The organism is Bradyrhizobium sp. McL0616, assembly GCF_049993385.1.
GTDB lineage: Bacteria > Pseudomonadota > Alphaproteobacteria > Rhizobiales > Xanthobacteraceae > Bradyrhizobium.
In genome coordinates, this window is the sequence record NZ_CP188255.1 from 1,651,585 (window position 1) to 1,678,291 (window position 26,707).

Annotated in this window: 25 protein-coding genes and 1 tRNA gene; 11 read left to right on the forward strand and 15 right to left on the reverse strand. The window is 64.0% G+C overall.

Features of this window, described 5'->3' with window-relative positions:
• Positions 1-4 precede the first annotated feature (4 nt).
• The 3 genes from ACPPVR_RS07965 to ACPPVR_RS07975 all read left to right on the forward strand — a co-directional run bounded on the left by ACPPVR_RS07965 (position 5) and on the right by ACPPVR_RS07975 (position 1,711).
• Positions 5-844 carry an ATP-binding cassette domain-containing protein gene (locus ACPPVR_RS07965; RefSeq protein ID WP_426613684.1) on the forward strand — a complete coding sequence of 280 codons (840 nt, stop codon included), beginning with the start codon at positions 5-7 and terminating at the stop codon, positions 842-844.
• Positions 845-877: 33 nt separating this feature from the next.
• Positions 878-1,459 (forward strand): flavin reductase family protein, encoded by a 582-nt coding sequence (locus ACPPVR_RS07970; protein ID WP_426613685.1) that lies wholly within the window; start codon positions 878-880, stop codon positions 1,457-1,459.
• Between the two features lie 96 nt (positions 1,460-1,555).
• Positions 1,556-1,711 carry a hypothetical protein gene (locus ACPPVR_RS07975; protein ID WP_426613686.1) on the forward strand — a complete coding sequence of 52 codons (156 nt, stop codon included), beginning with the start codon at positions 1,556-1,558 and terminating at the stop codon, positions 1,709-1,711.
• 60 nt (positions 1,712-1,771) lie between these two features.
• Here ACPPVR_RS07975 and ACPPVR_RS07980 read toward each other — a convergent pair whose 3' ends face one another.
• From ACPPVR_RS07980 to ACPPVR_RS08020, 9 genes are all read right to left on the reverse strand, one after another.
• A complete protein-coding gene (locus ACPPVR_RS07980) occupies positions 1,772-2,920 on the reverse strand; it encodes a M20 family metallopeptidase (protein WP_426613687.1) in 1,149 nt (382 codons plus the stop codon).
• A 310-nt stretch (positions 2,921-3,230) separates the two neighbouring features.
• Complete coding sequence (locus tag ACPPVR_RS07985; RefSeq protein ID WP_426613688.1) at positions 3,231-4,616, reverse strand: sigma-54 interaction domain-containing protein; 1,386 nt, start codon at positions 4,614-4,616, stop codon at positions 3,231-3,233.
• 53 nt (positions 4,617-4,669) lie between these two features.
• A complete protein-coding gene (gene fliN, locus ACPPVR_RS07990; protein WP_045007779.1) occupies positions 4,670-5,020 on the reverse strand; it encodes a flagellar motor switch protein FliN in 351 nt (116 codons plus the stop codon).
• Between the two features lie 3 nt (positions 5,021-5,023).
• A complete protein-coding gene (locus ACPPVR_RS07995; protein ID WP_426613689.1) occupies positions 5,024-5,644 on the reverse strand; it encodes a FliH/SctL family protein in 621 nt (206 codons plus the stop codon).
• Positions 5,644-6,735 (reverse strand): flagellar motor switch protein FliG, encoded by a 1,092-nt coding sequence (gene fliG / locus ACPPVR_RS08000; RefSeq protein WP_426613690.1) that lies wholly within the window; start codon positions 6,733-6,735, stop codon positions 5,644-5,646. Before fliG ends, ACPPVR_RS07995 begins: the two co-directional genes overlap by 1 nt.
• Before the next feature lie 18 nt (positions 6,736-6,753).
• Positions 6,754-8,376 carry a flagellar basal-body MS-ring/collar protein FliF gene (fliF, locus tag ACPPVR_RS08005; protein WP_426613691.1) on the reverse strand — a complete coding sequence of 541 codons (1,623 nt, stop codon included), beginning with the start codon at positions 8,374-8,376 and terminating at the stop codon, positions 6,754-6,756.
• A gap of 182 nt (positions 8,377-8,558) precedes the next feature.
• Positions 8,559-8,834, reverse strand: a complete 276-nt coding sequence (locus ACPPVR_RS08010) for a DUF1153 domain-containing protein (RefSeq protein ID WP_002714638.1) — start codon at positions 8,832-8,834, stop codon at positions 8,559-8,561.
• Between the two features lie 360 nt (positions 8,835-9,194).
• A complete protein-coding gene (locus tag ACPPVR_RS08015; RefSeq protein WP_426613692.1) occupies positions 9,195-9,917 on the reverse strand; it encodes a flagellar hook assembly protein FlgD in 723 nt (240 codons plus the stop codon).
• 13 nt (positions 9,918-9,930) lie between these two features.
• Positions 9,931-11,559 (reverse strand): flagellar hook-length control protein FliK, encoded by a 1,629-nt coding sequence (locus ACPPVR_RS08020; protein ID WP_426613693.1) that lies wholly within the window; start codon positions 11,557-11,559, stop codon positions 9,931-9,933.
• Between the two features lie 311 nt (positions 11,560-11,870).
• Here ACPPVR_RS08020 and mnmA point away from each other — a divergent pair, with 311 nt between their 5' ends.
• The 4 genes from mnmA to ACPPVR_RS08040 all read left to right on the forward strand — a co-directional run bounded on the left by mnmA (position 11,871) and on the right by ACPPVR_RS08040 (position 14,527).
• A complete protein-coding gene (mnmA, locus tag ACPPVR_RS08025) occupies positions 11,871-13,052 on the forward strand; it encodes a tRNA 2-thiouridine(34) synthase MnmA (protein ID WP_426613694.1) in 1,182 nt (393 codons plus the stop codon).
• 20 nt (positions 13,053-13,072) lie between these two features.
• Positions 13,073-13,711, forward strand: coding sequence for a class I SAM-dependent methyltransferase (locus tag ACPPVR_RS08030; RefSeq protein WP_426613695.1), 639 nt, complete (start codon positions 13,073-13,075; stop codon positions 13,709-13,711).
• Between the two features lie 152 nt (positions 13,712-13,863).
• Positions 13,864-14,226 carry a hypothetical protein gene (locus ACPPVR_RS08035; protein WP_426613696.1) on the forward strand — a complete coding sequence of 121 codons (363 nt, stop codon included), beginning with the start codon at positions 13,864-13,866 and terminating at the stop codon, positions 14,224-14,226.
• 224 nt (positions 14,227-14,450) lie between these two features.
• A tRNA-Met gene (locus tag ACPPVR_RS08040) sits at positions 14,451-14,527 on the forward strand.
• A gap of 382 nt (positions 14,528-14,909) precedes the next feature.
• On the opposite strand, the gene ACPPVR_RS08045 is transcribed toward ACPPVR_RS08040, so the two are convergent.
• The 4 genes from ACPPVR_RS08045 to ACPPVR_RS08060 all read right to left on the reverse strand — a co-directional run bounded on the left by ACPPVR_RS08045 (position 14,910) and on the right by ACPPVR_RS08060 (position 19,428).
• Positions 14,910-15,524: a tyrosine-type recombinase/integrase gene (locus ACPPVR_RS08045; protein WP_426613697.1), complete on the reverse strand. Its 615-nt coding sequence runs from the start codon at positions 15,522-15,524 to the stop codon at positions 14,910-14,912.
• Positions 15,525-16,199: 675 nt separating this feature from the next.
• The gene (locus ACPPVR_RS08050; protein ID WP_426613698.1) at positions 16,200-17,528 is read right to left on the reverse strand and encodes an MFS transporter; all 1,329 of its coding nucleotides are present in this window, start codon (positions 17,526-17,528) and stop codon (positions 16,200-16,202) included.
• A gap of 35 nt (positions 17,529-17,563) precedes the next feature.
• On the reverse strand, positions 17,564-18,661 hold the full coding sequence (locus ACPPVR_RS08055) for a M14 family metallopeptidase (protein ID WP_426613699.1): 1,098 nt from the start codon (positions 18,659-18,661) through the stop codon (positions 17,564-17,566).
• 17 nt (positions 18,662-18,678) lie between these two features.
• Positions 18,679-19,428 carry a gamma-glutamyl-gamma-aminobutyrate hydrolase family protein gene (locus ACPPVR_RS08060; RefSeq protein ID WP_426616049.1) on the reverse strand — a complete coding sequence of 250 codons (750 nt, stop codon included), beginning with the start codon at positions 19,426-19,428 and terminating at the stop codon, positions 18,679-18,681.
• 157 nt (positions 19,429-19,585) lie between these two features.
• Between ACPPVR_RS08060 and ACPPVR_RS08065 the strand changes: the two genes are divergently transcribed.
• Complete coding sequence (locus tag ACPPVR_RS08065; RefSeq protein ID WP_426613700.1) at positions 19,586-20,578, forward strand: LysR family transcriptional regulator; 993 nt, start codon at positions 19,586-19,588, stop codon at positions 20,576-20,578.
• Between the two features lie 307 nt (positions 20,579-20,885).
• On the opposite strand, the gene prpB is transcribed toward ACPPVR_RS08065, so the two are convergent.
• The gene (gene prpB, locus ACPPVR_RS08070) at positions 20,886-21,809 is read right to left on the reverse strand and encodes a methylisocitrate lyase (RefSeq protein WP_426613701.1); all 924 of its coding nucleotides are present in this window, start codon (positions 21,807-21,809) and stop codon (positions 20,886-20,888) included.
• Positions 21,810-21,829: 20 nt separating this feature from the next.
• Complete coding sequence (locus ACPPVR_RS08075) at positions 21,830-23,008, reverse strand: 2-methylaconitate cis-trans isomerase PrpF family protein (protein ID WP_426613702.1); 1,179 nt, start codon at positions 23,006-23,008, stop codon at positions 21,830-21,832.
• Between the two features lie 252 nt (positions 23,009-23,260).
• On the opposite strand from ACPPVR_RS08075, the gene ACPPVR_RS08080 reads away from it, so the two are divergent.
• The 3 genes from ACPPVR_RS08080 (at position 23,261) to ACPPVR_RS08090 (ending at position 26,640) form a co-directional block, all read left to right on the forward strand.
• Positions 23,261-23,965, forward strand: a complete 705-nt coding sequence (locus tag ACPPVR_RS08080) for a GntR family transcriptional regulator (RefSeq protein ID WP_426613703.1) — start codon at positions 23,261-23,263, stop codon at positions 23,963-23,965.
• A 207-nt stretch (positions 23,966-24,172) separates the two neighbouring features.
• Positions 24,173-25,693, forward strand: a complete 1,521-nt coding sequence (gene tcuA, locus ACPPVR_RS08085; RefSeq protein WP_426613704.1) for an FAD-dependent tricarballylate dehydrogenase TcuA — start codon at positions 24,173-24,175, stop codon at positions 25,691-25,693.
• On the forward strand, positions 25,690-26,640 hold the full coding sequence (locus tag ACPPVR_RS08090; RefSeq protein ID WP_426613705.1) for an MmgE/PrpD family protein: 951 nt from the start codon (positions 25,690-25,692) through the stop codon (positions 26,638-26,640). Before tcuA ends, ACPPVR_RS08090 begins: the two co-directional genes overlap by 4 nt.
• Positions 26,641-26,707 lie beyond the last annotated feature (67 nt).

Below are 26,707 nucleotides of genomic sequence, written 5' to 3' on the forward strand. Positions count from 1 at the left end.
TGACATGCAGACAGCTCTTCGTACCTCCCTTCCGGAAACCGAGCTCGCCAGCCGCGCCAATTTCGCGCCGACGGCCCGTGTTGCCCGCGAGGAACGTCAAGTGCAGAGCAGCGGCCTGCCGCTCAGCATCCGCGGCCTGCGCAAATCCTACGGCGATAACGAGGTGCTGCGCGGCATCGATTTGCATATCCCCGCCGGCCAGTTCGTCGCGATCGTGGGCAAAAGCGGCTGCGGCAAGAGCACGCTGCTGCGCCTGATCGCCGGCCTGGAAAAGATCGACGCCGGCAGCATCAGCTTCGGCGATGCGGCGGTCCAGCCCGAGGACATCCGCGTGATGTTCCAGGAGCCGCGGCTGCTGCCCTGGGCGCGGGTGCTCTCCAATGTCGAGGTCGGTCTCGGCCGCGATCGCTCATCCAGCGATGCGCATGTACGCGCGGAGAAGGCGCTGGGCGAGGTCGGACTGACCGACAAGCGCGATCAGTGGCCGTCGGTGCTGTCGGGCGGCCAGAAGCAGCGCGTCGCGCTTGCCCGCGCGCTGGTCTCCCATCCGCGCGTGCTGGCCTTCGACGAGCCGCTCGGTGCGCTGGATGCGCTGACCCGGATCTCGATGCAGCGGCTGCTGGAGCGCGTCTGGCGCGACCAGGGCTTTACCGCGATCCTGGTGACCCACGACGTTGCCGAGGCGGTTGCGCTGGCCGATCGGGTGCTGGTGATCGACGAGGGCCGCATTGCCCATGATGTCATGGTTAACGTCGCCCGGCCGCGCGAGCGCGGCTCGGTCGAGCTCGCAGGCCTCGAAGGCTCGATCCTGAGCCACCTTTTGTCGGCGGACGATCGTATATAAATAGAGAGGAACCCCGCTTCCGGGGAGAATGCCATGAATGTAGTCCCCCGCGATCTCATGACCGAAATTCCCGTCTCGTCTGCCGATTTCCGCGGCGCCATGCGCCACCTCACCGGCGGCGTCAGCGTCATCACCGCCGGACGGGGCAAAGACATCACCGGCATGACGGTGACCTCGGTGACCTCGCTGTCGGTCGATCCGCCGACCCTGCTGGTCAGCATCAGCCGCGACGCCTCGTCCTTCCCGCTGATCCGCCGCTACGGTGCCTTCGGCGTGAACATCCTGGCCGCCGACCAACTGGACGTCGCCGAGCGCTTTGCCGGCAAGGGCGGCCTGAAGGGCGCCGATCGCTTCGCCGGTGCCCAGTGGGTGACATCAGTCTCGGGCGTTCCGCTGCTGGTCGGCGCATTGTCCGCCGTCGATTGCGAGGTCGAGGAGATCGTCGAGCGGCATTCGCACGGCATCGTCATTGGTCGCGTCAGGAACATCAGGAATTCGACTCGCAATGCTGCGCTGGCCTATTGGCATGGCCAGTATGTGGCGGTCGATCAGGACGAAGATGCGGCCAGACTCGCGGACGTCAGCCTTCCCGTGCACGGCCGACGCGGCGTTTGAGCGCCGCCCACAGGCCGCGCAGGCTGGCCTTTTCGCTCTCATCGCTCTAGAAGCGCTGCCTGAGCCTTCCCGCCGGGACGGCAATGGAGCGCAATGATGAAACGCGTCGCGACCTGGGCTTTCTACGCCGTCGGCGCGCTGGCGATCGTCTATCTCGCGCTCTATGCCTATGCGATGTTTCGCGGTCAGCCGTTCGTGCCGGGCGATCCCATCCACATTTTCCGCCGGCCGGACGCGCCGAGCTATTCGTAGGACCCTCTCTCCTCGTCATGGCCGGGTCAAGCCCGGGCATGACGATGGAGGGCGTGGCGATCACCCCCGCAAGATCGCCAGCGCCAGCGCCTGCGCGCGCGGCACGATGCTGTCGAGCTCGAGATATTCCTCCGGCGAATGTGCGAGTCCGCCCACGGGTCCGACACCGCAGATGGTCGGCGTGCCGACCGCGGCGGTGAAGCCGGAATCGGCGCAGCCGCCGGAGAACTCGCCCTGGAGCGTGGTGAGGCCAGCCCGCTTTGCGGCCGCCTGATAGCCCTCGAACAGCGCCTTCGAGCTCTCGCTCTGCACGACCGGCACGAACTCGCCCTTGATCGTCAGCACAGCACTTGTGCCCGGCACGTAAGGCGTGGCGACGATCCGCTCGAGCTCGGCCATCACCGTGGCGCGATCCTTCGGATCGACGTAGCGCATGTCGATCTGGCCCTCGGCGTAGGGCGCCGTCGTGTTGACGGACTGGCCGCCCGAAACGAGGCCGACATTGAGTGTGATGCCCTTGGTGAGATCGGTCAGTGCGTGGATCTGGACGATCTTATGCGCGAGCTCGCCGATCGCGCTGATACCGGCGGCGAAATTGGCGCCGGAATGCGCGGCTTTGCCGGTGATGGCGACATGCATGAAGATGCCGCCCTTGCGGCTGGTGACGACGTTGCCGGTCGGGCGGCCCGGCTCGGAATTGAACACTGCGCGCGCGGCGCGCCCTTCGCGCTCGATCACCGGCCGCGACGAGGGCGAGCCGATCTCCTCGTCCGAGGTGATCAGCAGCTTGATCGGATGCGGCGAGCCGCCGAATTTATGGAACGCGGTCGCCACGAACACGTTCATGACGAGGCCGGCCTTCATGTCGGCGACCCCGGGCCCATAGGCGCGCTTGTCGCGAATCGTGAACGGACGGCGGGTGGCTTCGCCCTTGCCGAACACGGTGTCGCGATGCCCCATCAACAGCACCGGCTTCTCGTTGCTGCCGGGTTTTGCGACGTCCGCATGGAGCGCATCGCCAAAGGTGCCGTGGCTCTCCCGCCGGGAGGGAATGCCGTGCTCGGAAAAATGCCGCTCGAACCGCGCACCGACCGCATCGACACCTTCCTTGTCATAGGACCCGGAATCGATGTTCACGACATCGCGCAGCAGATCGATCATCGCCTGCCGCTGCGACGCCAGCCAATCCGTGATTTGAGCTTCAGACATGTTTATCCTCGCGTGGTTCTCGGTGGCGCTTATAGGGCTTTGCGCGGGCGGGACCTAGTCGGAGAACGCGGTGCGGCCATGTCCACCAATGTCGTCCCGGCGAAGGCCGGGACCCATACCGCGGAATCTATCGATTGTGGATGGTCAGAGTACCGAACGAGCAATCTTCGCCAAACCACTCCCTGTGGTTCTGGTTCCGGCCTGCGCCGGGACGACACCGAAGATGTGGCGTCAGTGTTCGCACTTCTCGCAAAAAGAAAATGCCCGGGACCAGCCCGGGCATTCGCGTCTCTCAATTTTTGCAGAAGCCCTACGCCCCCACCATCGGCATGCGCGGATATTCGCCCGGCGTCCCCGCAGGCGTGATCGGGATGCCGCCGTCGGAATATTCGTTGAGCTTGTTGCGCAGCGTGCGGATCGAGATGCCCAAAATATTCGCGGCGTGGGTCCGGTTGCCGAGGCAGTGCTTCAGCGTCTCCAGGATCAAATCGCGTTCGACATCGGCGACGGTGCGGCCGACCAAAGCGCGTGTCACCTGCTCGGCGGCGAACGTGGCATGGGCGACCGCGGGCACGGTCTTGGCGAGGTCGAGGCGGTCGCCGTCCGGCGTGAGGATCGCATCGGGCCCGATCTCGTCGCCCTGGGCCATCAGCACGGAGCGGTGCATGGTGTTTTCGAGCTCGCGGACGTTGCCCTGCCAGCGGTTGCTGGAGAGCACGCGACGCGCGTCCGCAGAGATCGGCCGCACCGGCACGCCGTTGGCCTCGGCGTATTTCTTCACGAAGTGCTGGGCGAGCTCCAGAATGTCGGCGGGGCGCTCGCGCAGCGGCGGGATCTTCAGGTTCACGACGTTGAGGCGGAACAGCAGATCCTCGCGGAACGTGCCTTCGCGCACGGCCTCGACCAGATTGCGATTCGAGGTCGCGATGATGCGGATGTCCACCGGCACCGGTTTGGTGCCGCCGACGCGATCGATCACGCGTTCCTGGATGGCGCGCAGCAGCTTCGATTGCAGGCGGACGTCCATCTCCGAGATTTCGTCGAGCAGCAGCGTGCCGCCGGTCGCTTCCTCGAACTTTCCGATGCGGCGGGCGATCGCGCCGGTGAAGGCACCCTTCTCATGGCCGAACAGTTCGGACTCCAGCAGATGCTCGGGGATCGCGGCGCAGTTGATCGAGATGAACGGGCGCTTGGCGCGGGCCGAGCGGGTGTGGACGTAGCGCGCCAGCACTTCCTTGCCTGTGCCGGATTCGCCGGTGACCATCACCGAGGCGTCCGAGCCCGCGATCTGCTGGGCGAGCTTCACGACCTTCGCCATCGCTTCGTCGCGATAGATCAGCTCACGGGAATCGTTGGCGACCGCGGCCAGCACCGCGGCGATCAGCTCCGGATCCGGCGGCAGCGGGATGTATTCCTTGGCGCCGGCGTGGATCGCAGCGACCGCGGCGCGGGCGTCGTTGGTGATGCCGCAGGCAACGATCGGGGCGTGGATGTGCTCGGCCTCGAGCCGCATCACGAGGTCGCGGATGTCGAGGGCAACGTCGACCAGCAAGAGGTCGGCGCCCTTGCCGCCGCGCAGCACGCGCATTGCCTGGTCGTGATCCTCGGCGTGGGTCACGGTGGCGCCGTTCTCCATCGCGATCTTTGTGGCGGTGGTGAGCTGGCCCTTCAATGTGCCAACGATGAGAAGCCGCATGTCAATCTCCTGTCCGTCTGTTCGCGCTGCCGCGCTTTATTCCTGTGCGTGCGCTAGCCGCGTTCAGTTTTGATGATTTCCGTCATGGTGACGCCGAGCTTGTCCTCGACCAGCACCACCTCGCCGCGAGCGACGAGCTTGTTGTTGACGTAGATGTCGATGGCCTCGCCGACGCGGCGGTCGAGCTCGAGCACGGTGCCGGGTCCGAGCTTCAACAGCTCGCCGACATCCATCTTGGAGCGGCCGAGCACGGCCGAGACCTGCACCGGCACGTCGAACACGGCTTCGAGGTCGGCGGCGACGCGGGCCGCATATTCTTCCTCGTTGTAGCTGACGTCGTTGCCGGTCGGCGGCATCGGGCCGTTGAGATCGGGCAGCGGAACCTGTCCATCGGTGTCGCTCATGGCTTAATTCCCTCTGCGGGACGCGATATAGCGTCCGACCAGCTCGTCCACCTTGGCCGCGATGGCGCCGCGCTCCAGCACGACACCGCCATCGGCCCATTCGATCCGGCAGTCGCCGGTCGCAATCTCCGGCTCGGCCAGGATCACCAGTCGCCCCTCGAAGCCGTTCTGCTTGGCGAGCCGCTCGATCTTCTCGCGCGCGCTGTCGTAGAGCGCGTCGTTGATGCGGACGACGAGATGCGGCGTCGCGACCAGATGCGAGAAACAGTCCTTGACCAGCGCCATGATCTCGCCGAGCGGCTCGGCGGCGACCAGATCGGCGCACAGCTTGCGCGCCACCGCGACCGCGACGTCGACCGCCTCGGTCTCCATCTTGCTCTCGATATTGCCGATGCCCGACGCGATGCCCCGGATCCCGATGTTGATCTCTTCCATGGCAAGCGCGACGCGGCGGTCGCTCTCGGCCTTGGCCTCGCGCTGGCCCGCGGCAAAGCCATCCTGATAGGCGCGTGCTTCGGCTTCGGCGACCTTCTGCGCGATCTCGGCCGCGGTCGCGGCCTTCTCGCGCGTCCGGTCGGGCGCGGCGAAGTCGGTATCGAACAGGAATTTTGCCGGAGCGCCCATCAATACACCAGCTCGTCGTCGGCGCGGTTCTTGGTCAGCATGATCTCGCCCTTGGCGGCGAGGTCCTTAGCGAGGTTGACCAGCAGCGCCTGGGCCTCGTCGACGTCGCGCAGCCGCACCGGGCCCATCGCGGCCATGTCGTCCTGGAGCATCTTGGCTGCGCGCGAGGACATGTTGCCGAAGAAGAAGTTCCGGACGTCCTCGTTGGCGCTCTTCAGCGCCACGCCGAGCTTGTCCTTGTCGACGTTGCGCATCAGCGTCTGGGCCGAGCCGGAATCGAGCTTGACGAGGTCGTCGAAGGTGAACATCAGCGCCTTGATGCGCTCGGCCGATTCCCGGTTCTCCTCTTCGAGCGAGGTGATGAAGCGGGTTTCGGTCTGGCGGTCGAAATTGTTGAAAATTTCCGCCATCACCTCGTGGGCGTCGCGGCGGCGGGTTTGCGAGAGGTTGGACATGAACTCGGTGCGCAGCGTCTTCTCCACGCTCTCGATCACCTCCTTCTGCACCGCCTCCATCTTCAACATGCGGTTGACAACGTCGAGCGCGAGGTCTTCGGGGAAGATGCCGAGCACGCGCGCGGCATGCTCCGGCTTCAGCTTCGACAGCACCACCGCGATGGTCTGCGGATATTCATTCTTGAGGTAGTTGGCGAGGACCTCTTCCTGCACGTTGGAAAGCTTCTCCCACATGTTGCGCCCGGCGGGGCCGCGGATCTCGTCCATGATCCCGTTGACGCGCTCGGGCGCCAGATATTGCTGGAGCAGCCGCTCGGTGGCGTCGAAATTGCCCATCAGCGCGCCGGAGGCCGACATGCGCGAGACGAATTCGAGCAGCATGTCCTCGACCGTGTCGACCTCGACGGTGCCGAGCGTCGACATTTCCAGCGAGAGCTGGCGCACCTCGTCGTCGTCGAGCAGGCTCCAGATCTTGCCGCCATATTGCTCGCCGAGCGCCAGCATCAGGATCGCGGCGCGCTTCGGCCCCGCCACCGCTTCGACCTTGGCGCCGGCGCGGCTGCCGGCACGCTGACCGAGCGTGGAGATCACGCTGGTGATGTCGTTCGAGTTGGCGTTTTGCAGATTGCCGGCCATGTCAGTTCACTTCTCGAATCATTTCGCGGGTTCGGTCAGCCATTGACGGATGATGGCGACCGTTTCGTTGGGGTTGCGTTCGGCAAGCTCGCCGACGCGATGAACGGACTGGGCGTGGACCTGGCCCTGGACGGTGGCGACGTCGATCGCGCTGGCGGCACCGCTTGGCAGGAGCGCCTGGCCGCCTGAGCCGGAGGCCGCCGCTCCGTCGTCCGAGCCGGCAGGGCCGGTGAGGACGCCGGAGATCGCGGCGGCGACTTCGTCGGAGGCGAGGATGCGCTTGACCAGCGGACGGATCACCATGAACAGCACGACCAGGCCGAGCATCATCATCACGCCGAGCTCGACGAAGTACATGACGTCGTCCTTGGTGAACTGGAGCATGCCGAGGAAGCCGGAGGGCTCTGCGATCGGGGCGGTGGAGGGGGCATCGGCAAAACGCAGATTGACGACCTCGACCTGGTCGCCGCGCTTCTGGTCGAAGCCGATCGCCGAGCGCACCAGCGTGGCGATGCGGTCGAGCTGCTCCTTGGTGCGGTCCTGATAGGCCAGGTCGCCCTTCTCGTTCTTGGAATAGATGCCGTCGACCAGGACCGCGACCGAGATGCGGTTGACGCGGCCGGCCTCGGTCACCTCGGTCTTGGTGGTGCGGGAGATCTCGTAATTGTTGGTCTCTTCGGTCTTCTTGCTCTGGTCCTTTGCCGCCGCGCCGCCATTCTGCTGGTTGCCGGGCAGCTCGTTGTTGACCGTGACCTGGCCGTTATTGTCGGCGGTCATGCTCTGCTCTTCGCGGGTCTGGCTCGAGCGCAGCACGCGGCCTTCGGGATCGAACTTGTCCGAGGTCTGGGTGACCTTGTTGAAGTCGAAATCGGCGGAGAGCTGGACGCGGGCGCGGCCGGAGCCGACCACGGAGGAGACGATGTCCTCGACCTGCTTGCGGATCCGCTTCTCGTAGGTGGTGCGGCGCTCGTCGCCGACCGCCTGCTCCGGATCGGTCGCGGCGCCATCGGCGAGCAGCGTGCCGGCCTCGTCGACGATCGAGACCCGCTGCGGCTTCAACCCGTTGACGGCGGAGGCGACGAGGTGGCGGATGGCGCGGATCTGCTGGGCTTCCAGCGAACCGCGGACCCGCACCACGATCGAGGCCGACGGCTCCGGCGCCTCGCGCGAGAACAGCGGGCGCTCGGGCAGCACGAGATGGACGCGGGCGGCCTGGATGCGGTCGATGGCGCGGATGGTGCGGGAGAGCTCGCCTTCCAGCGCGCGGAGATGATTGATATTCTGGACGAAAGAGGTGGTGCCGAGCGCGTCCGACTTGTCGAACACCTCGTAGCCGACCCCGCCGCCCTTGGGCAGGCCGCCTTCGGCGAGCTTCATCCGCAGCCGGGTGACCTTGTCCTTCGGCACCATGATGACGCTGCCTTCATTGCGCAGCTCGAACTGGATGCCCTGGCGCTCCAAGTCCTTGATAATACCGGAGGAATCCTCGACGCTGAGGTCGGTGAACAGCGTCGTCATCTGCGGCGTGGTGACGCGCATGATGACGAAGGCAAAGAAGCCGATGAGCGCGGCGGTGACCGCGATCATCGCCCCGAACCGGGCGGCGCCGATACCCTTTAAAAAGTCCGCAAGACCTTGCAAGCAACCGCCCCGACAGATTCGGCTGCTTTCACTGGAAAGGCCGACTGGGCAATTATTGCCTAGGTGATGGTTTCGATATGGTTAACGAAGGTTAAGAGCTGGGACAAAAGTAGCGTCATGAAAAAAATCGGCCTCGCGCGGCGAGACCGATTTTCGTCAAAAGCCGCAGATTTCCGGATCGCCTACTGGCGATATTGCTGGATGCGCGTGGTGCGAAGCCCCGCCAGACCGTGCTGGTCGATGGAAAACTGCCAGGAGAGGAATTCGTCAACCGTCAGGGTGTAACGGCTGCAGGCCTCCTCCAGCGAGAGAAGTCCGCCGCGGACGGCGGCAACGACTTCAGCCTTGCGGCGGATGACCCAGCGTTTGGTACCGGGCGCGGGCAGATCTGCAATCGTCAGCGGACTGCCGTCCGGCCCGATGACGTATTTTACCCTCGGGCGATGGGGTTCTGTCATGGCGTACTCACAAACTCTCAACCACTGAACTCACTTCACGACCGTACCCACCTCGGCTTAAAAATCCGCTAAGCCTAAGGCTTCAATACAATTCTCGTTGAAACTTGCGGGAACACGGCCGGCCCGGCGGGCTGAAAACGCGATTTCAGCCGGCCGAGCGGGGTCTTCGTAAATACTTTACTAACTTTGACTGTCGTCCCGGCCTGGTGCGCAATTGCGCACGGGGGGCCGGGACCCGTAACTACAGGAAGCAATTTGGCGAAGACTCGTCGTTGAGTGGTCTTTCGCGGTACTGCTACCTGCGCCTCATCGATAGATCACGCGGTATGGGTCTCGGCCTTCGCCGGGACGACAATTACTTTAGCTGCCGGTGCTGGTGCTGGTGGCGACGATGGTCTTCACCTGGCTCAGCGTGTAGCTCTGGCCATCGATCGTAAGCAGCGGCGGCGACTGGGTCAGGTCGACGGACGACACCGTGCCCTGCACCTGGGCGGCGATGCCGACATTGTTGCCCGCGACATCCTTGCCGGTCGCAGTGATCGTGTATTTGCCGTCCGGCCATTGCGTGCCGTCATTGCCCTGACCGTTCCAGGTGAAGGGAACGTCGCTGGCGGCGCCGGCGGTATATTTGCCGGTGAAGACGGTCTGGCCGCTGGAATTGGCGATGGAGATATCGACGGTGGCGTCGGTCGGCACGTTGAGGTGCCAGGTCGCGGACGAGCTCGTCATCGTCGCGGTGGTGCCGTCGACCACTGCGGTCTTGCCGACAAAGCCCAGCGCCTGGGTCGCCTGCGTGGTTTGTTGCAGGGTGACGAGCTGGGACAGCGAATCGTTGGTCTTGAGCTGCTGCTCGACACCGGCGAACTGCACCAGCTGCTGGGTGAACTGGTTGGTGTCGAGCGGATCGAGCGGGTTCTGGTTTTGCAGCTGCGTCGTCAGCAGCGTCAAAAAGGTCTGGAAATTGCCCGCGAGGGTCGCGCCGGTGGTCGAGCCCAGGCTCGAGCTCGACGAGGACGACGACGATGAGGTTTGGGTCGTGCCGGAGACGACGGCAGGTGCGGTGGCGGAATTCGTGGTGGTCATAAGCGAATACTCCTCACACTCTGATGTCGACGCCGCTGCTCGATCCGAGCATGCGGCCGTAGCTGCGGCTCACGGGCGCCGCAGGCGTTGCGTCTTCGTCGCTGATGATCAGCCGGCGGGCGTTGCCGCTGTTGTCGTTGTTCTGGCCGGAGTTCTGCCCCGACGAATTCTGGTCGCGCAGGCTGAAGGAGAGCCCGTTGCTGCCGGTCTTCAGCCCGGCATCGTCGAGCGCGCGCTGCAATTGCGGGGCGTCCTGCTTCAGCAGCGACAGCGTCTCCGGCTTCTCGACGGTGAGATGCGAGGTGACCTGACCGTTGCGATCGACATTGATGCGCACATCGATGCGGCCGAGATCGACCGGATCGAGGCTGATGTCGAAGCGGGTCTTGCCGGAACGCGCGGCCGCCGCGATCTCGACCGGGATGCCGCTGATCGGCACGGCGGTGGATGTTGCCGCAGTCGCGGTGAGCGTCGCAGTGGAGGCAGTGGCAGTCGACGTCGTCGTGGTCAGCGGCGCCTGCACGGCGTTGGCTGCCTGCGCGCTGGTATCGGTCGCTGCCGCAACGGCCTGCGTGTCGGCATGGACGTGCGCGGTTGGTGCGGCCTGCGTGGCGTCGGCAGTGCTGTTAGTGGCCGCGGCCTTCGCATCGGTCGCATTCGCGTCAGCCTGCGGTTTTGCGGTCTGCGGATGCGCGGCGGCGTTGGTGGCCGCAGTCGTCGCGGGATTTTGCGTGGCGGCTGACGCCGCGGTCTTGGCCGCATCCTGGCCGATATTGGAGGCGTCGGCCTGTCCCTGTGCCGTGGCGGCCGCCTTGAATGACGTCTTCGGCGTGCCCTGGTCGACCGCGACGAGTTGCGCGGCGTTCGCCTTGGCATCGGCCGCGGTGGCGTCGGCCGTTGCGGTCGCCGCATCGCCAAGCGAGGCCTTCGCGTCCGTGGTCTTGGCGTCGCCGGTCTTGGCCGTCTTGTCGCCGGTGGCGGTCGCATCAGGCTTGCCGCCTGCGATCTGCGCCGCGGTCGAGGCGCTGGCGGCGATGCCGGCAGCGGCAATCGTCAGCGGCGAGGTCGCAGTGTTGGCGGCCTGGTTCGCCGCTGCATTCGGATCGACCGGCACGACGGGTGCGGCGACCGCAATCGCGTTCGGATCGGGCACGGCGGTTTGCGTCGTCGCGGTCTGGGCACTGGCCGAGGCATCGACCGCGGCGGCAAGGCCGTCGGTCTTGTCACCCTTGTCACCTTTGGAGCTGTCGGATTTGTCGCCCGACTTGGTGCCGGAGGCGTCCGACTTGTCCTTGGTCTTAGTCGTTGTCTTGGCCGGATCGGTCGTGGTGTCGGTGCTGGCCGGCGTCGTGGAATTGGTGCTGTCGCTCGCCTGGTTCTGCGAGGATGGGTCGGTCGAGGACGAGTCGCGCGTGCTCCGGTCGGACGAGGAGGACGACGACGATGACGATGAATCACTGCGCCGCGGCGAGGTGTCCTGGCTCGAGGACGACGCGCTGTTGCTGATCGCCTGCGTATTGCTGTCGACCAGCGAACCGAAGGAGTCGCTCGGGGAGGTGTTCGCACTCTGCGACCGGGCAGGCTTCTGCTGCACGCTGGAGACCTGCGCACTCGCCGCTACGTCTGACGTGACACCAACCACAGGCGACCTCTCAAAAACATCTTCGGACAAGAGGTAGCAAGGAGCGGGCCAGCCCCGCGCAATGTCATTTTATATAATAAAATCAATATCTTGATGAATCGGCGCCAGATCGGTGCGGCCCTCGCGACCCCCGCTATTTCTGCCGCCCCGGCAAGAATTGCCCTAAGCTTATGGCCCGCGCGATTGCTTCACCGGAAGGCCGCCTATATTAAAGGGTGCTCTCAGCCGCTTTCGACCGGGCACGTCAGCCCCCGGGGGAACCGAAGTTCCCGGGGACCGCCGAATATCCCGGCGCAAGGCATCAGGAACCCATGCTCAACAGTCTGGATCTCGAAGGCCGTCCGCAGGACACCAGGGTCGTCGTCGCCATGTCGGGCGGCGTCGATTCTTCGACGACGGCTGCGCTGCTCAAGGCTGAAGGCTACGACGTCGTCGGCATCACGCTGCAGCTCTACGACCATGGCGCGGCGACCCATCGCAAGGGCGCCTGCTGCGCCGGCCAGGACATCCACGACGCCCGCGACGTCGCGGCAAAACTCGGCATTCCCCATTACGTGCTCGATTACGAGGACCGCTTTCGCGAGTCCGTCATCGACGTCTTTGCCGACAGCTACGCGCTCGGCGAAACGCCGGTGCCGTGCATCGAGTGCAACCGCTCGGTCAAGTTTCGCGACCTCTTGAAGACTGCGCGCGAACTCGGCGCCACCGCGCTCGCCACCGGCCATTACGTCGCCTCGCGCCGCCGCGACGACGGCTCGCGCGCGCTGGTGTGCGCTGCGGACGCCGATCGCGACCAGAGCTATTTCCTGTTCGCGACCACGCAGGAGCAACTCGACTATCTGCGCTTCCCGCTCGGCGACATGACCAAGCCCGAGACGCGCGAGCTCGCGCGCCGCTTTGGGCTTTCGGTCGCCGACAAGCACGACAGCCAGGACATCTGCTTCGTACCGACGGGCCGCTACACCGACATCATCACCCGGCTGCGGCCGAACGCGATGGACCCCGGCGACATCGTCGATCTCGATGGCCGCGTGCTCGGCCAGCATCACGGCATCGCCAATTTCACCATCGGCCAGCGCCGCGGCCTCGGTATTGCCGCGAGCGCGCCGCTGTTTGTGGTGCGGCTGGAGGCCGCCAACCGCCGCGTCGTGGTCGGCCCGCGCGAAGCCCTGAAGATGCACCGCATCAACTTGCGCGACGTCAACTGGATCGGCGGCGGCGATATCGACCGCGCGATCGGCAATGGCCTCGAAATGTTCGTGCGCGTGCGCTCGACCCGCAGCCCGCAGCCGGCGTGGCTGCGCGGCAGCAACGGCCACTATGAAGTCGAGCTCGTCGCCGGCGAAGAGGGCGTCTCGCCCGGCCAGGCCTGCGTGTTCTACGACGCGCCGACCGGCCAGGCCCGCGTGCTCGGCGGCGGCTTCATCCAGAGCGCCGCGGCGAAAATCACAACGAACGCGACGAGACCGCTCGCGGAAGCCGTGCGCGGCTAAAAAAATTCAGGGCAGGGGGCATGGCAGCAGACATCTCGCGGGCCGGGGTCGAGAAGGCCTATGGCCGCTGGGCGCCGGTCTACGATCTCGTGTTCGGCAAGGTGTTTGACGCCGGCCGGCAGTCGACCATCGCGGAGGCCGACCGCATCGGCGGCCGCATCCTCGACGTCGGCGTCGGCACGGGTCTCTCGCTGTCCGACTATGCGCGCACCACAAAAATTTGTGGCGTCGACATTTCCGAGCCGATGCTGCGCAAGGCGCAAGGCCGCGTGCGCGCGCTGCGGCTAAGCAATGTCGAAGTGCTCTCGGTGATGGACGCCAAGAACCTCGCGTTCCCCGGAAACTTCTTCGACGCGGTGGTCGCGCAATATGTCATCACCGCCGTGCCCGATCCCGAAGGCACGCTCGACGAATTCGTGCGTGTGCTCAAGCCCGGCGGCGAGCTGATCCTCGTCAACCACATCGGCGCCGAGAGTGGTTTTCGCAAACTCTCCGAGCTCGCCTTTGCGCCGCTCGCCCGCCGCCTCGGCTGGCGCCCGGAATTCCCATGGCAGCGCCTGGTCGATTGGGCCGCCAAGCATGGCGGCATCACGCTGGCCGAGCGCCGCCCGATGCCGCCGATGGGGCACTTTTCGCTGATCCGCTACGTCAAATCGTGATCGCAATTTGCTGTTGCTGTGCAACGTGACCTCATCCTGAGGGCCCGCCGCAGGCGGGCGTCTCGAAGGATGGCCGCAAGCGAGCTTCCCAAAACGCGATCACTTCGCGCTTAAGCCCGGAACATCGGGCTTGCCCCGCGCGTTTCCCACCCATGCGCAAGAGATCAAACATCATCCTGGCCAGCCTCCTGATCGCCGCCTCAGGCAGCGCGATCGCGCAGGCCCCGCCCGCCCCGGCCACGCCGCCGCAAGCGATCGCGCCGCAATCCCCGCAACGCGCCGCCGACTGCGCGCCGCAGGACCGCCCGAACCGGGCGACCGCGCCTGACGGCACCACCACCGGCCAGTCCCGGGAACTGCTCGGCGACAAGCTCGCCAAATCCGACGGCGTGCTGTGCCCGCCCCCCGGCGTCGACCCCGAAATGCACGCCCCCGCGCCCACGACCGACGGCGCCATGCCCGTCATCCCGCCCCCCGGCAGTCCCGGCGGCGACCCCACGGTCAGGCCGAAATAAGAGACTCTTCGCCTCTCCTAGCTCGCGGGGAGAGGCCGAAATTCGCGCAAAAGCGCGGATTTCGGGTGAGGGGGACTATCCGCGAGTCTGGTGCCGGAAAGCAGGCGAATACGGTGCCAAATCGGCCCCAGCTTCGCATCTGCGTTGCTTGACAGCGCGCCGCCCCCTTCCTTATATGCCGCGCGTTCGCGAGATCGGCCTGTTTCGGCCCCCGCGAGCCCTGTGGCGGGGTAGCTCAGCTGGTTAGAGCACGGGAATCATAATCCTGGGGTCGGGGGTTCGAGTCCCTCTCCCGCTACCAGATTTTTCAGTTTTATCAGTTGCTTAGACTTAAGTGTCGGCTAGTTGCCAAGTAGTTCGACTGCGTCGTAGCAAATCGGTAGCAGCGACTATTCGCTCAAGCTCCAAACGAGTCCTTGATGCTGCGTCACGACAGGAATCCTTGCGTCGTTCGGGAGAGTATGAGCCTTCTCGGCTAGGTCGCCTTATGCCAATGCCCCGGCTTGAAGGATTCGCTGCGCGCCTTGCATGAGGCGAAGCGCGAGACGCGGAGTGGCGGGCACTCCGGAGCAGTTGACTCTTAATCAGCGGGTCCCAGGTTCGAGCTCTGGTGCGCCCACCAAATAAATCAAACACTTAGCGGTTTGAGCAAGCGGCAAAACTGCCGCCGTTTACACCACCGTTTACAGTTTTGTTCTCGCTTCGAGCTTCAGAACTGCCGCTTCAGCAAGCTGAATGTCGCGGCCGAGGTAGTGCGCGTCGAGAATCGCCTCGACGTCTTTCAACGAATGGCCGGTCACGGCAGCGATGTGCGGTACGCTGGCGCCGGCTATCGCGAGGCGAACCACCGCTGTGCCTCTCAGGTTATGAAATGTCAGGCTATCGATGCCGGCGCGCTCGCAAGCCTTTCCCCATGACGTACGAAAGCCGTCAGACGTCCATGGCCGACCAAGAGTGTTCGTCAGGATGAGCGGCCCGCGACGCTCCATCGCATCGAGCAGAGTTCGCAGAGGGCCACCGGCAGGCATCGCAACGCGCCGACCACCTTTGGATTGGCGCAGGCGAATATATGGGCTCTCGTACGACGACCAAGGCAACCGCAAAAGGTCACCCTGTCGTTGCCTACTCCACAAGGCAAGGATCAACGCTAGCTGGATCTCGCTAGAGGCGACCACCGAGAGAACGGCAGCAATGTCTTGCTCGGTCCAGATCTTATCCTTGCGGTCTGCTACGTAGAGGCGGCCGCCGCGTTCGCACGGGTTGGTCGCGATGATGCCGCGGTCTTTTGCGAACGACATGATCCGCGCCAGGGTGGTCCATGCATAGTCCGCCTTACGTGGCGTCTCGGCGAACGAGTCGCGCTAGGTTTTGAATTCACCACGCACTCGACGGTCGGCCAGGGCTGCCACCGGCAGGTCGCCGAACCCATCTTCGATCAGCTTGATATAAGCGAGATACGCGGGTCGGGTCGACGCCGCCAGGCCAGTGAACTCTGGAGCGGTCTTGTACTGCGCAATTGGCCGCGATGTCGCAGCCGAAAACCAAAGGGAGCCCTTACATCCGCTACCATGCGTCAAAGAGGGGGCGTTCGCAGAAGCCATCCTCGCAGTCTCGGCATTCAGACGGCGTAAGGCCTTACGAGACTTTCGGTCGACTGATAAGATCTGGTCGCAAACGGAGTCAGTTCTTCGACTGATAAGGTTTCTAACAAAAGCTTATCAGTCTGATGAAAAGCATATCAGTTTCGCAATTTTCTTACTTGCTGATGTTCGCGCTGCTCGTTGTGATCATCATCTGCAAATACTACACAAGTTACGCCTGAGCCCGATTTATAAATGTCGCCTCTTGGCCCATCAGCGAAGTGGCGACACGCCTCCTTGAGGTCTGTTCATCGCGGCATAGCCGACTGGATTGTCTCACGTTCAGTTCCTCGCATTTTGACCTGCAGCAGACGTTAGGGCACTGCGTCCTGATCAACGGTTCACGTCAACGTCGCGCGATTCCGGAAGCGTCCACATCGCAAGGGTACTCACTGCGCACATGACCGCAACGTACCAGGCTGGCGCCATTGGATTGTGGGTGACCGCCAGTAGCCAAGTCACCACGAACTGGGCTGTTCCTCCGAAGAGCGAGGTGCCTATCGCGTAGACCAGCGAGAGACCGGTGCTGCGCACCGCGATGGGGAGCAGCTCCGGCACCTGGACCAGTCCTGCGCTGCCGAACATCGCGGTGAGGGCCGCAAGCACGGCAGTCACGGTCAGCAGGGTCGCGGCGCCTGTGGCGCCGGACAGCCACATAAACATGGGCACGATGAGGAACATCAGCGCTAACCGCGGGAGCAAGTTGATGGTCCGGCGCCCGAACCGGTCGCACAATGCGCCACCGGCCAGGGCGAAAGCGAAGGTCATCACTCCGCCCATCAGTACGCTGCCCTGCGAGAGGGCCACAGGCAGCTTCAGCACCTGCACCGCATAGGTTACCATGTAGTTACCCACTTGGGAGGCGACCGCCGTAGCCGCCGTGGCCAGTACGCCGAGAATCAGGATCCTGCTGTGGTTGCGAAACACCGATCCGACAATGGCCGCGCCGCTGTGCTCTTTGGTGCCGGCGTGCGTTTCAGGCAGGTCGCGGCGAATATAGACGGCGATGGGCACGAGCATCAGGCTGACAAGAAACGGCACGCGCCAACCCCAGGCCGCCAGATCTTGCGGTGACAGCAGTAGCGATAGCACCACACCGAAGATGCCGCCGACCGCCACCGCCAGGCCTTGGCTCGCGATCTGCCAGCTCGAATACAGGCCCCGGCGTCCCGGCGGCGCAGCTTCGATCAATAAGGCGGTGGCCGGTCCCACCTCACCTCCAAGCGCGAACCCTTGCAGCAGACGGCATAGCACCACAATGATGGGTGCCGCCATGCCAATGCTGGCGTAGCTGGGCGTGGCGGCTAGGCCCAAGGTTCCAACGGTTATCAGCACGACCGTGAGAATCATCGCCGGCTTGCGCCCAGCCTTGTCGGCAAAAGCGCCGATCAGCGCGCCGCCCAGCGGGCGTGTGAAGAAGCCGACGCCAAAGGCAGCCACCGCCGCCAAAAGGCTGCCGAACTCGCCCTCCACGGGGAAGAAGGTCTTTCCGATGTATACGGCGAAATAGGCGTAGATGACGAAGTCGTAAAACTCCAACGCGTTGCCGGTCACCGCGGCGACAACAGCCTTGCGGCTAATCGTTGTCCCGGACAGCGCGCCATCGCTTGCAATCGCGGCGCTCTGGGGCGCGAGATCGGAATTCAGGGTGGTAGTGCTCATGGGGGAACTCGCGAGTTTAATGGACAGGAGCTGCTTCAGGCTTCGACGGGGCAATCGGTCTGCAGGCCTTTGATCGCCTGCAGGCAGGCCTCGCGGCCTTGACGCCAGATGTCGTGCTTCCAGTCGTCGGCGTCGGGGTAGAAGGCCTCCTTGAGATCGCGCTTGATCTGGCGAGCAAGCAGCGGATCGGGCGTACCGCGACGGTGCAGCCAGTGCTCGGCGCGCAAGGCCGGAATGATCCGGTCGCTGGGATAGGTGCCGTATTCAAGACAGATGCCGATCTGTTCGGCCTGCGGGCACTCCTCGAACAACGCGGTCTGGATCGGTCCGGTCATCGGAATGCTGGTCGAGCTGCCGGTGTGGACGTCGGTCAATTCGCCCCACCATTGCCTGGCGCGCGGCAGCACAGCGGCATCGAAGCTTGCGAAGATGCGCTCGCCGTGGCCGCGGGGCCCGAGCCCGGTGTGGATGTCGACCGAGGCGAGCTGCCGCACCTTCGGCGTATAGCGCTTCAGGACCGAACGGAAGGTCAGGTTGCTCCAGGTGGGCGCATGTCCGCCGAAGAACATGCCGTCGGCACGCTCGTACTGGCCGAGGCTGATGGCGCGCTGCAGGCCACGCGCACCGTGTCTGGCGGCGTAGGCTGCCAGCCCAGCTTCCGCATCTGCTCCGGGCGGCCAGGTGATCGGTAGTAGCCAATCGTGGATCTCGGCGTAGCCGGCGTTGACCGGCAGCGGCTTCGCGAAGTCGACGAAGTTGCGGTTGAGGTCCACGTTCTCCTGCGTCACGCGTCGCAGGTGTGAAAAGCCGTAAGGGTTGATCGCATGCACGTGCAGCACGGCGGTGTCGGCATGCGCCGGTGCCCCCTCGGCCAGTAGGCCGGTCTGCACGGCGGAGCCGCAAAAGCCTTCCACCCCGTGCACGCCGCTCAGCACGATCAGCATTTTCGATGCGTCGGCCGGACCGTCCAGCACCACGTCCATCGCCAGCGTCTCCCCTTCGGCGCTGGGCATGTCCAGCACATGGCTGGCCAGCGCCAGCCCGCGGGCGCTGGCCGCGCCCAGAAACTTGCTGCGCGCGATCGCGTAGGTCGGGCTGAAAAGATCGAGGGGTCGGGAAACCTTGTCGTTCATGTCTGCTCCTGACGGATTTACGCCAACGCCGGCGCCGGCTCGACGGAACGCAGCCGACGCAACAGCCGCGCGCGGCATGCGACACCGAATGCGGTGAAAATGGCCTGCGCCAGCGGACAGTCGTCGACGCGCATCTCGGGATGAAACTGCACCGCGAGCGCAAAGGCCGGCGCGCAGGCGACCGAGAAGGCTTCCACGAGGCCATCGGGTGCCGTGGCTTCGACGCGCAGGCCTTGCCCCAGCCGGTCGATCCCCTGGTGGTGGAGGGAGTTGACCCGCACGCGCCGCTGGCCGAGCAGGTTCGCAAGCACGCCACCTGGCGCGATGTCGATGCTGTGGCTGTCCTCGTACCACTGCTCGATCGGTCGGTTGTGGTCGCCCTCACGATGGTCGAGCCCGCCGGGGCGCGTGTGCACTGCCGGATCCAGCGTGCCGCCGAAGGCCACGTTCATTTCCTGAAAGCCGCGGCATACGCCGAGAATAGGTACGCCGGCGGCTACGACTCGCCGAACCAGCGGCAACACGGCCTCATCGCGTGCCAAGTCGAGCTGCATCTCGTCGGGTACGGCCGTAGCTCCATAGCACGCGGGCGATACGTTGGAGGGACTGCCAGTGAGTAATAAGCCGTCAATGCTGTCGATGAGGCTGTCGGTATCGAAAGCTCCCGCCTCGGCGGGAAGGCCCAGCGTCATAACGCCAGCGCACTCCGACGCTGCGCGGACATAGCCGTGCAGTACGGCATGCGCAGCGTGGCCATGCCGATCAATCCGATCGGCGGCGACGACCACGAGAGGACGGCGGAGAGCGTCGCAGGTCATGTTCAGGGCGATCTCTAAGGGATGCCCAGAGTGTAGGGTGACGATATATTTGCGTAAATTGCAATTTAACTCTAGTTTAGTTGCTGAATCTGCAAGTGAGCGCATCTTGAACACTCGCCAGCTCCGCCACTTCCTCGCGGTATTGGACCGCGGCTCGCTCAGCGCCGCCGCCAAGGTTGTGCACCTGAGCCTGCCGGCACTGTCGCGCAGCCTGCGCTCGCTCGAGGATGAATTGCGCGTGCCGCTGTTCGACCGTCAGGACCGGCGCCTGCGGCCCACGCCTTATGCGCTGACCTATGCAGAGCGCGCTCGGCGAATTGTCTTCGATGAGACGGAAGGCGCGCGCGCGCTCGCTCTTATGCGGGACGGAGAGTCGGGGGCACTGTATTTCGGCATGGGCTCGTCAGTTGCGCGAATATTGATGGCACCGATGTTGCAGCAACTTCTATCGGATGCGCCGCGGTTGCGGCTCAACACCGTTGTGCAAAGTACCGATGCTCTGCTGGCCGCACTGCGGCGTGAAGAACTCGACTTCTTCATCGGCGACATACGTTCTGTCGCGCATGACAGCCAAATGCGGTTTGAGCCTGTTTACCGTTGCACACTCGGCTGGTTTGCTCGTCGCGGCCATCCGCTGGATGGCCGGGCAAAGCTCCCTATGGATGCCCTCAAGTCATATCCGCTCGTTGGAGCCGGATATGCCGACGAGGCGCTGTTTGAGCAGATGGCGGCGCTATATGGATTATCGCTACCGTTTCAGGATCATTTTGCGGTCAACACCAATGATGCGCCCACCCTGCTAACACTGCTCAACTCCAGCGACGCGATCGCTCCGGCCACAGACGTTTCGGTGTTCACGGATCTGCGGGACGGCGCGCTAATTAGCCTCGACGTCAATCCGCCACTGAACTTGCAGCTCACCTTGGGCATCGTCGAGCGCGACGGTCGAACCCGCGTGCCCGCGGTTGAACGAGCTTTCAAGATCATACGGGCGCACTTCGCATCTATGGAGCAGGCTGTTGGCCTCCGAATACCGCGGGCCAAGATGCACCGCAAGATCACGGGCAAGAACCAGACACGCACGAGGATCACGCGATAGTCTTGCCGTCAGCACGAAAAGTTTAGGCTCGGCCGCTTATACAAACTTCCGGTTATGGCGATTAACCGATAGGCATTGGTCGCAAGTGGAGTCGGTTTGCCAACTGATAAGGAAATACGCAAAAGCTTATCAGTTTCGAGCGAAAGAGCTGATCGAGCAGGCGAGAGTTTTCTCCGACCCGTCACAAGTTTAGGCGGCTACTTCAGGTAACAGCCTGCTGGCCTTTGCTGTGTGGGTTGACGACAGAGGACCATCAAGTTTGCTGACAACTTCGAGTTTACTAGGGAGCGGAAGTCCCCTCGCATGTTCATTTGTGTTGGGGCATACCGGCTGGAATGACTGTTTGAACGATCGAGGAATCCAGAGCTTCGTAGTCGTGCAGTCCGATCGTCGCGTAGAGCTCGGCGCGCGTCTGCATTTGCTCGACGACCTTGTGCGTGCCGCCGTCACGTGAGATCGCCGCGTAAAGCTCCGCCTGAGCCTTGTTTGCCATTCGCAGCGAAGAGACCGGCCAGATCACCATCGCGTAGCCCATGGTCTCGAATTCTGCGGCGGTGAAGAACGGCGTCTTGCCGAACTCCGTCATGTTGGCGAGCAGGGGCACGCCGGGCATGCGTTCGGCAAAGGCGCGGAACATCTCGGCAGTGTTGAGCGCTTCGGGGAATATCGCGTCGGCGCCTGCCTCCATATACAGCTTTGCGCGCGCGACCGCGCCGTCGAGGCCCTCGCTTGCGGCCGCGTCGGTCCTGGCGATGATCACAAGATTGCGTCGTGCTTTTGATGCCGCCGCGACCTTGGCCGCCATGTCGTGCGCATCGGCGATCTTCTTGTCGTTCAGATGGCCGCACTTCTTGGGCAGGATCTGGTCTTCGAGGTGAAGCGCGCCAGCGCCGGCATCCTCGAAAAGACGGGTCGCGTGCATCACGTTCAGCGCCTCGCCATAGCCCGTGTCGGCGTCGACGAGAAGGGGCAGTCCTGCCGCACGGACGATCTGGCGGACGAAGAATGCGACCTCATCCACGGTGATAACGCCAAGATCGGGAAGCCCCATCGATGCCGTCATGGCTGCGCCCGAAAGATAGAGCGCGTCGAACCCGGCTGCCTTGGCTTGCAGCGCCGCCATGCCGTTGTGAGCGCCAGGCAGTTGCAGGATGCCGGGGCGCTTCAACAGCTCGCGAAAGTATCGGCCGGCGGATTCGCGGGGAAGGTCGGCGGCAACAAGATAAGTCATCGTGAAGAGCTCCGGGACATTTAAGCGCTGCGCCGTGCTTGCGCAGTGGATGTGACAGGTCGATAGAAGACATTTCCCTCGAACAGCCGCCGCGCTGTGCGATAGACCGCGCCATGAATGGCGCGCACCTTTGCGGGGTCATCGGATTGTTCGACGGCGGCATCGACCACGGTCGTGCCGGAGGGGTGGGCGATGGTGATCGGGCCGTCGCCGCCGCGCGCCATCCGGTTCGCAAGCGTGCCTTTGATCCGCACCGCGATGGCAAGGCAGGTCGCGCCCGTGATCGGGACCGCGCGATGGGGCTGGCCGATCGAGATCATCCGGATGCCGAGCGACATGTCCGAGGGCTCGAGCCGCCGACCCGACAGCGTCATCATCTGGCGCGGCGGCACGATCATTGCGACCTTTGGAACGCTCGGGATTTTGGCGGCTTCCGCGACGTCAGGTGCAAGGCCCATTGCCACCGAAGCCGCGCAACGAATCGCCTCCATCCGTTCGAGGAAGATCGGATCGCGCTCGAGTGCTTCGGGCATTTCGCTGCCATCCTTGCCGACCGAGGCGGCTGCTACAAAGACGCAAGGGTTGGCGGCATCGACCAGAGACGCCTCGATCGAGCCGAGACCGGGGATTTCGAACTGATCGCAGGGCCGTTCGGTTGGCAGCAGGCGTCCGGTTCTGGTGCCGCCGGGGTTGATGAATTCGAGCCGGACGGGCGCGCCCAGTCCGCCGACGCCATCGATGCTCATGTCGCCCTCGGTCTCCACTTCGCCATCCGTCATCGGGAAGCGAGAGACGATGATCTTGCCGGTATTGGTGTTGTGAATGCGCACCACGGCTTCGCCATTCGCGGGCGCCTTTACAAGCCCCTCGCTCACGGCGAACGGCCCCATCGCCGAAGACATGTTGCCGCAATTTGCACTGTAATCGACCGCTGCGCTCTTCACGGAGATCTGCGCAAAGGTGTAGTCGATGTCGGCATCGGTGCGCGTCGATGCGCCGACGACGCAGACTTTGGAGAGAGACGACAGTCCGCCGCCCATGCCGTCGAGCTGACGGCCATTGGGATCAGGCGAGCCCATCACCGACAGAAAAATTGGACCCCATTGCGAGGGATCCGCCGGCAGGTCCTGTCTGTTGAACACGACGGCTTTAGACGTGCCACCGCGCATGAAAGTCGCCTTGAGCTTGTTTTGTGGCATAGAGTGATCCATTGCATACTGTTGTATACCTTGGATACTATTGTATACATCCGTTAACCGGCCTGCTACCCTTAATTCTAACCGGTGGACGCTGATGGCCTTGTTCCAGACAGGCGGTGCGACGCTGAATATCTTGCGTCGGTCGTGGGCTTCGGGCGATCGCAAGGATCAGGCGCAGATCAATGATGGACGGCCTGGCACCTTACGCTCGCAAGAGAGGTGGCTGCTGCCGAAAGAGATCGGGATGACTTTATGAACGACGAGATGGTGTTGCCGGACCGTACGAAGTTCGCATCTGCCGCTGATTACGCTTACGCAGCGCTGCGGCGTGAGATCGTCGAGGGGCGGTTTGCTCCGGGACGGCGCATGCGCGAAGTCGAATTGGCGGAACACCTCGGCATCAGCCGAACGCCGACGCGTCAGGCTTTGACGCGGCTCGAGCTCGAGGGCCTGCTCGACCTTCGGCCGCGAACCGGGCTTGTCGTTTCGGTTCTCGACATGGATGCAGTTGAAGAGCTCTACGAGATGCGCGCAGCGCTCGAAGGCACTGCGGCTGCGATGGCCGCGAAGCATGCTAGTCCGAAAGATCTTGCTGCATTAGCCCGGCTTGTGACCGAAGGCGAAAAGCTCGATCGCGATCCGGTCAGGCTCTATCGGCACAACAGGGAGCTGCACGACGCCATTCACGTCGCGACACACAACCGCTATCTCGAAAAGAGCTTGTCCGCTCTTCAGGATGCGATCGCGCTTCTGGGGCCGACAACATTGGCTGACAAGGGGCGTTTCGCCGTCGCTCAGGCGGAGCATGCTGCGATCGTGCAGGCCATTTCGCAAAGGGAAGGCGAGAAGGCCGATCGCCTGGCGCGTACGCATGTCTTGAATGCACTCGAGACCCGCCGCACGATCTTGGCGAAGGAGCGTGAGCTGGAGGCCCGCCTCGAACGGGACGGCGCCTGAAACTCACTCGCGAGCTGCGCTGACTCTTCCGCCCGCAACGCAGTCTTGAGGGCGTCCCACCCGCATTGAATTTTATATCACGCTGTTTTCATGGAGTTTTTCCTTGAAAACCGCCAGGTCAGAATTTTCTTGCATTCCGATGTATACATTAGTATCCATTAGAATACAGAAATTCATAAGGCGCAGGCCGGGCGGGAAGGAACGGAAATGCACGAAGAGTTCGATGTGATCGTCGTTGGCGCTGGAAACGCTGCCTTGGCTGCGGCGGTCTCGGCGAAGGAAAACGGCGCGGATCGTGTCGTCGTTCTCGAAAAGGCTCCCCGCGAAATGCGCGGCGGCAACACGCACTGGAGCGGCGGTGTGCTGCGCTTCGCGTACGACGAACCGCGCGAGATCGGCGCTTTGCTGCCGGGCATCGAGGACGAGTTCGACAATTTCTACGACGGCATCTCGCCCTACACGCAGGAAGATTTTCACGGCGACCTGATGCGCGTCACCAACGGACGTACGGACCCGATCCTTTCCCGTCTCCTCGTGTCGAACTCGCAGGCGACCGTTCGCTGGATGAAGGACACCGGCGCCATCAAGATGGAGCCGGCGATCAGCTTGTCCGCCGTCAAGAAAGACAATGTCATGGTCTGGGCGCGCGGGCTGGTCGTGCGCGCGGCGCATGAGGGGGTTGGCCTTTCGCGCAGCTGGTTCTCGACCTGCGAGCGCATGGGCATCGAGGTGCGATACGGCAATGCCGTGTCGGAGCTGCTCGTCGATGACAATGGTCGCGTCGTCGGCGTCAAAACCAAGGACGAGGAGGGCGTTCGCTCACTCGGCGCTAAGGCCATCGTGCTCGGCTGCGGCGGCTTTGAAGCCAATGTCCAGATGCGCACGCAGCACATCGGCCCGCTCGTCGGCGCCGCGAAGGTCCGCGGCACCCCTCACAATCAGGGCGACGGACTGCGGATGGCGCTCGCGATCGGCGCGATGCCATGGGGACAATGGAGTGGCTGTCATGCCACGCCGATCAGCGCGGACTGGGGCGATTTCGCGCCGCGTGAAATGACTGACCGCAGCAACCGCCTGTCCTACGTTTATTCAGTGATGATCAACCGCAAGGGCAAGCGCTTCGTCGATGAAGGCGAAGACGGCGCGCTCTTTACCTACGCCAAGTTCGGCCGCGCCATTCTGGCTGAGCCGGGCGCCAAGGCGTACCAGCTATTCGACAGCAAAGTCCTCCACCTGCTCGAGCCGCGCTATTCGACCAGCGATCCGATCAAGGCCAATTCGCTCGAAGACCTGATCGCGCAGCTCGACATCGACGACAAGGCGCAGGCGCTCAAGACCGTGTTGAACTACAACGATCATGCGCGCGCGGCGGACGAGGGCTTCGATCCCACGAAGAAAGACGGCCTCTCGACAATGGGCCTCGATCTCGAAAAGACCAACTGGGCGCTCCGTCTCGACAAGCCGCCCTACTATGCTTACAGCGCGACCGGCGGCATCACCTTCACGTTTGGCGGCCTGAAGATCAACGAGAACGCCGAGGTGATCGGCACCGACTGGCGTCCGATCAAAGGTCTGTACTGCTGCGGTGAGCTGGTCGGCGGCCTGTTCTACGACAATTATCCTGCAGGCACCGGCCTCGTCTCGGGGGCGACGTTTGGCAGGATCGCTGGGCGAAACGCTGCGAGCCAGCAGAGCGTGGCGCCGGTCAAAGCGGTGGCGTCGCGATGACCGTCAGCGCCACGACGTCGAGCTTGGCGGAGCGGATCAGTACCTATGATCCGCAGCCACGAGATGCGAAAGCCCTGGGACGCGCGAGGGCGGCAATCATCACGGCGTTCGGCCGGACGCTGTCCGGTGCGCCGGCTGCCGTCACGAAAGCTTTGCTGGCGACCCCCGGTGTTGCGGTGAGCGGCGGCTGCTCTCTGGTGTTCGGCACCGAACGGCGCACGAGCGCGGTCGATGCCGCGTTGATCAACGCGACGGCGGCCGTCGCCGGATCCGACGCATCCCCCGATGCTGCTAACGGAGCCTTTGTCGTTTCCCTGTTCGGGCTCTGCGAGGAGCGCGGGAAGACCGGACAGGAGTTCGTTGACGCGTTGATTGCAGGCGCTGACGTTTCGCGTTCACTTGCGCTGTCAGCTGGCCAGCTCGGATGTGCCTTGCTGGGCAGCGTCGCAGCCGCGGCGCGATTGCTCGAACTGAGCCGCCCGAAGATTGCAGCTGCGCTGCTCATGGCGAGCGTGGCGAATGCCGGCAATCCTGCGCTCGAGCAGGGCGGAGCGGAAGCTCTCGCGGTCGGTCAATGCCTGAGACATGGATTGCTTGCCGCGTTGCTGGCCGAAGCGATGGACGAAGCGTCCTGCCAACAGATGATCGGAGACGACCAGCGCGCCGCTGGCGGCGGTCTGCCTGGTGAGGAAGCGCTCGATCTTCTTACGGTCCTATCTCCGCCGGGCGCCGATCTCTGGGATCAGTTCGATCAGCAGGCCGGCGCTGTCCTGCCGCGCGATGACATCGCTCCGCTGTTCGAGCGGCTCGAGACGATCGACAAGGTAAAGGACCTCGCTATGGTTTCGCGTCTGTTGCAGGGACGCGGCACCCGAGCGGCTTCGAAGAAGGTCGTCTTCGCTCCGCGCGGGACGCATGAGTCGGAGGAGACCAACTGGGTTCCTTGACCTGCGAATGAGGGCGATGGCGTCGGACCGTCATCGTGAACAACAAGCATCACTGACACGAACAAGC

Bases quoted from the DNA above. Each gene is read 5' to 3' on its own strand.
- ACPPVR_RS07965 (WP_426613684.1), top strand. From the start codon at position 5: ATGCAGACAGCTCTTCGTACCTCCCTTCCGGAAACCGAGCTCGCCAGC.
- ACPPVR_RS07970 (WP_426613685.1), top strand. From the start codon at position 878: ATGAATGTAGTCCCCCGCGATCTCATGACCGAAATTCCCGTCTCGTCT.
- ACPPVR_RS07975 (WP_426613686.1), top strand. From the start codon at position 1,556: ATGAAACGCGTCGCGACCTGGGCTTTCTACGCCGTCGGCGCGCTGGCG.
- ACPPVR_RS07980 (WP_426613687.1), bottom strand. From the start codon at position 2,920: ATGTCTGAAGCTCAAATCACGGATTGGCTGGCGTCGCAGCGGCAGGCG.
- ACPPVR_RS07985 (WP_426613688.1), bottom strand. From the start codon at position 4,616: ATGCGGCTTCTCATCGTTGGCACATTGAAGGGCCAGCTCACCACCGCC.
- fliN (WP_045007779.1), bottom strand. From the start codon at position 5,020: ATGAGCGACACCGATGGACAGGTTCCGCTGCCCGATCTCAACGGCCCG.
- ACPPVR_RS07995 (WP_426613689.1), bottom strand. From the start codon at position 5,644: ATGGGCGCTCCGGCAAAATTCCTGTTCGATACCGACTTCGCCGCGCCC.
- fliG (WP_426613690.1), bottom strand. From the start codon at position 6,735: ATGGCCGGCAATCTGCAAAACGCCAACTCGAACGACATCACCAGCGTG.
- ACPPVR_RS08010 (WP_002714638.1), bottom strand. From the start codon at position 8,834: ATGACAGAACCCCATCGCCCGAGGGTAAAATACGTCATCGGGCCGGAC.
- ACPPVR_RS08015 (WP_426613692.1), bottom strand. From the start codon at position 9,917: ATGACCACCACGAATTCCGCCACCGCACCTGCCGTCGTCTCCGGCACG.
- mnmA (WP_426613694.1), top strand. From the start codon at position 11,871: ATGCTCAACAGTCTGGATCTCGAAGGCCGTCCGCAGGACACCAGGGTC.
- ACPPVR_RS08030 (WP_426613695.1), top strand. From the start codon at position 13,073: ATGGCAGCAGACATCTCGCGGGCCGGGGTCGAGAAGGCCTATGGCCGC.
- ACPPVR_RS08035 (WP_426613696.1), top strand. From the start codon at position 13,864: ATGCGCAAGAGATCAAACATCATCCTGGCCAGCCTCCTGATCGCCGCC.
- ACPPVR_RS08045 (WP_426613697.1), bottom strand. From the start codon at position 15,524: ATGTCGTTCGCAAAAGACCGCGGCATCATCGCGACCAACCCGTGCGAA.
- ACPPVR_RS08050 (WP_426613698.1), bottom strand. From the start codon at position 17,528: ATGAGCACTACCACCCTGAATTCCGATCTCGCGCCCCAGAGCGCCGCG.
- ACPPVR_RS08055 (WP_426613699.1), bottom strand. From the start codon at position 18,661: ATGAACGACAAGGTTTCCCGACCCCTCGATCTTTTCAGCCCGACCTAC.
- prpB (WP_426613701.1), bottom strand. From the start codon at position 21,809: ATGACTTATCTTGTTGCCGCCGACCTTCCCCGCGAATCCGCCGGCCGA.
- ACPPVR_RS08075 (WP_426613702.1), bottom strand. From the start codon at position 23,008: ATGCCACAAAACAAGCTCAAGGCGACTTTCATGCGCGGTGGCACGTCT.
- ACPPVR_RS08080 (WP_426613703.1), top strand. From the start codon at position 23,261: ATGAACGACGAGATGGTGTTGCCGGACCGTACGAAGTTCGCATCTGCC.
- tcuA (WP_426613704.1), top strand. From the start codon at position 24,173: ATGCACGAAGAGTTCGATGTGATCGTCGTTGGCGCTGGAAACGCTGCC.
- ACPPVR_RS08090 (WP_426613705.1), top strand. From the start codon at position 25,690: ATGACCGTCAGCGCCACGACGTCGAGCTTGGCGGAGCGGATCAGTACC.